Source organism: Bacteriovorax sp. DB6_IX (genome assembly GCF_000447775.1).
In the GTDB taxonomy this organism is placed as follows: Bacteria; Bdellovibrionota; Bacteriovoracia; order Bacteriovoracales; family Bacteriovoracaceae; genus Halobacteriovorax_A.
Window position 1 is genome coordinate 1 of record NZ_AUNJ01000381.1, and the last position, 3607, is coordinate 3607.

General features: G+C 35.3%; 3 protein-coding genes and 1 pseudogene. 1 reads left to right on the top strand and 3 read right to left on the bottom strand.

Features of this window, described 5'->3' with window-relative positions:
• A partial coding sequence (locus M901_RS12195; protein ID WP_021278511.1) for a radical SAM protein occupies window positions 1-895 on the top strand: 895 nt, incomplete at its 5' end.
• On the opposite strand, the gene M901_RS12200 is transcribed toward M901_RS12195, so the two are convergent.
• The 3 genes and pseudogenes from M901_RS12200 to M901_RS12215 form a co-directional block, all read right to left on the bottom strand.
• Complete coding sequence (locus M901_RS12200) at window positions 869-2317, bottom strand: glycosyltransferase (protein ID WP_021278512.1); 1449 nt, start codon at window positions 2315-2317, stop codon at window positions 869-871. The genes M901_RS12195 and M901_RS12200 overlap by 27 nt on opposite strands.
• A pseudogene (locus tag M901_RS12205) lies at window positions 2310-2817 on the bottom strand (carbamoyltransferase C-terminal domain-containing protein). The gene M901_RS12200 and the pseudogene M901_RS12205 overlap by 8 nt, the downstream one beginning before the upstream one ends.
• A gap of 253 nt (window positions 2818-3070) precedes the next feature.
• Window positions 3071-3346 (bottom strand): hypothetical protein, encoded by a 276-nt coding sequence (locus M901_RS12215; protein WP_021278510.1) that lies wholly within the window; start codon window positions 3344-3346, stop codon window positions 3071-3073.
• Window positions 3347-3607: the final 261 nt, after the last annotated feature.

Consider the following 3607-nt stretch of genomic DNA (forward strand, 5'->3'; position numbering starts at 1 on the left):
TAAGGCTCAAGAGTGGAGACAGGAGTTTCTCTCTGGAAAGGTTAAGAAGTGTAAGAATCATATTAAATATGATCATTGCAACCTCTGTAGTCATAATAATGCTCACTATAGTGATATCGAATTAAGCAAAGTTCAAACTCGTCCTATTATTAAACTGACTGCAAATCTTAATGGTAAATGTAATCTTGAATGTATTATGTGCCATATCTGGCGAAAGCCAAATGATATCTATAATGAAGAGAATTTTTGGATTCCTGCCAGAAAAGATATTTTCCCGCAATTGAAGGAGTTAGAGCTTCTCTCTGGTGAACCATTCATTCAGCAAGACACATATAAGCTAATTGATGAAGTAAGCAAGGTAAACCCCGATTGTGACTGGTTTATAACAACTAATGCGCACTGGACACTCAACAACAGAATTATTTCTTACTTAGATAAAATAAAGATTAGAGATTTCATAATTAGCATTGATTCTGTAAATCCTGAAACATATGCAAAAATTAGGATAAAGGGAAATCTCGCTATTGTTCAAAATAATATCGAAAGATTGAAAAACTATAATCAGAGTCGTAAGGAACCTTTTAACTTTCGCTTTAATTTTCTCGTTGTTCATGAAAACTGGAGAGAAGTTAAAGAAATGTTAGATTTCTGTGCTAAAAATGAAGCCCATCCATTTATCGATTTCTGCTACCGACCTAATGAAAACTCTCTTTTGACTCTTAGTGAAGAAGAGAGAGTTCATATCTTAAATTACTACTTGGAAACTCTTTCGTGGCATGAACTTATCTTTTGTATGAGAGTTATCAATCCTCTCTTAGATAGCTTAAGTAAATTGGCCAAGGCCGAGATACTTATAAAAATGTCACAATTAAGAAAAAGAGATTACGTAGCCTAGGCCAAAAAGATACTCAACTTCTTTATCTGTTAAGATTATCGCCTCTTCTCTAAAAGTACGATAGGCCTTTTCAACACCGGCCATGCGAGAAATTTCAAAGCTCCCACGATGTGGATCTGTAATCAGAATATGATGATCCTTTAATTCAACCATTGGTAAGACAATGAGATCGGAACTAGAATTATTCTTCTTAAAATATTTTGCTCCATAAGCTTTAGTTAATTGATGAAGCCCTTGATCTTTAAAACAAGTAAATATTTGTGCTCCGTGATTTCGATCATCAGACTTAGTATTCTTATAGAAATCTTCTCTATCTCTTAAGATTTTCTTCGCAAAGTCTGTCGCACAAACGATATCAAAGTCTTTTTGATACTCCTTATTCGCTGCATCTGAAATTGTGGCCAAGTAAGAGTTCAATGAATGATCTAATTCTTTTATCGTTGAGGTATTGCTTAATCTCTTCTCCATTACCCTAGCGATTTGTGAGATATCAGAGAAATGCCCATGTGAGCTTTGATAGACATCCAGATAATCTATACCTTCAAAGAAGTCTTTAAATTGTGCATATCCTCCCCAATCAGAAAGAATTCCACGCCCTCCAGCTTTTAAATACTGATATGGAGCAACCCCAAAGTTTTCATCAGAATGAAGTGATGAACTAATAAAGATAGCATTTTGATCCGAGAGAATTGTGTTAAATTGTTCTCGATCAATATGACCTCGAAACTCAATTAAGTCATTAAGAGACAGATCACTAACTAAGTTTTTTAAATATTCCAAATACTTTATAGGTAAAGTACCTGTTACGGGAGTACCAAGATCATCTGTACCACCAATTATAGTGAACTTAGAATGATGCTCTCGCATTTGTTTTTCAATTAATTTGATTGCTAAAATTATGGAATGGAGGTTTTTCTGCTCAGAAACGCGACCAATGTAAATAAAATTAGAATTTTTCTGACTCTTATCAATTTTGTATTGTGGCCCTAGTAGAAATGGATGCAACATGACCTTAGCACCCTTAAAAGCCAGGTTTAAACAATCAATGTCCCTTTCACAACTTACCACAAGATAATCATTTGATGTAAGATAGTCATCGCCGGCCCATTTTAATAGGGGCCACAAGCCAATTGTCGCCTGACCATGAACATAGAAAAAAGTCTTAAACTCCATTCCTAGAACTTTTCTAAACGTGGCAATTGTTCTCGAAATTTCAACGGTAAAGCATGTGCAGACAATATTATCGAATGAAATAATTTCTTTCATCCTCTTGAAGATATTATCCTTATCGACGTCTACAACTTCGACGATATGCTCATCACTATTTAATCTCAACCAAGATTCCGTTATAAACGGTATGATCTCCTGCATACTCATCCAACGATAATTCTTACTCGATGTGAGAACAAGAGTTTTAATCATTCTTAGATACCTTATAATTTCCAACAAAGACGTATTCGATCTCACTTGTATCGAAGAACTCTCTTAAGTCCTGTAATGATTCTACTATCGGTTGTCCCATAATATTAAGACTTGTATTTAAAACACCTGCAATTCCCATTTTATTTTCTACACTTAATAACAATTTGTGGAAAAGTGGATTCTGTCCTTGAGTTACAGTCTGAGCTCTGGATGTACCATCAACATGAGTGACCTCACTGAGTTCATCCAAGTACTCACTTCTCACTTTGAGAGAATAGGACATAAAATGAGAATAGAAGTTTTTATCAACAAAGAAGTATTTAGAAGCACTCTCATGGGTAAATGATGCACCATAAGGCGAAAGTCTTCTCAAATTTTATATGAGAATTCAAATAGTCTTTTACCCCCACTTTATTAAGAGGTGCTAATATACTTCTATTTCCTAAAGAACGAGGACCAGACTCACTACGTCCTTGAAACCAAGCAATCGTATGCCCCATAGCTATAGTAGCTGCGGCACTCGCTGCGATATCCTTTTCTTTTTTTATGTTATACCCAGTAAAAATTTTCTCAATCTCATTATCAGTAGGGCTATTTAGTTTATCTCCAAAATAACCATGTTGCTTAGAGCGTGGAAATATTTTAAATTTATGAACTTTATAATATTCATGAAGAGCACAACCAAATGAGATACTCTCATCTCCTGGAAACGGAAGAACGTAGAGATCCTTAAAAAGTGAAGACTCATATAGCTTACATATTAAAAGTACAATTAAGCGCTGTACCACCGGTCAAAATAAGATTTTCAAACTGTGGAAATCTCTCCTTAATTTTCTTAATATATGAAAAAGACTCTTTTTCAAAAAGCTTCTGCATAAGAGAAGCAAGACTCTTATAGTGATCGAGGTGCTCTGAGCTTTCCCACTCTGCCTTTCCTTTTCCAGTAAACCTCTTCCCAGATGAAAGTTCCTTTAAAAGCTGTTCTTGCGATATTTCACCTTGATAATCACCAAACGGAGCAAGCCCCATGACTTTTCCAGCAGCGCGTTTATTATTAAAGATATACTCCGCAACTGCCTCATATAGGATTCCGACACCATTACTTATAGATAGTTCTTCTAACCACGAAACTCTTGATACTCTTTATCTAGGCACTTTAGCTACACCATTTACAAGAGAATCAAACTCACCATCTCATTGGCGTCATCTATAGCGTCACAAACTCCCCATCTATATTGATAAGGGTTTTAACATCTTTGACTTTACTTCCGGCCCCATCTCTAACAAGAA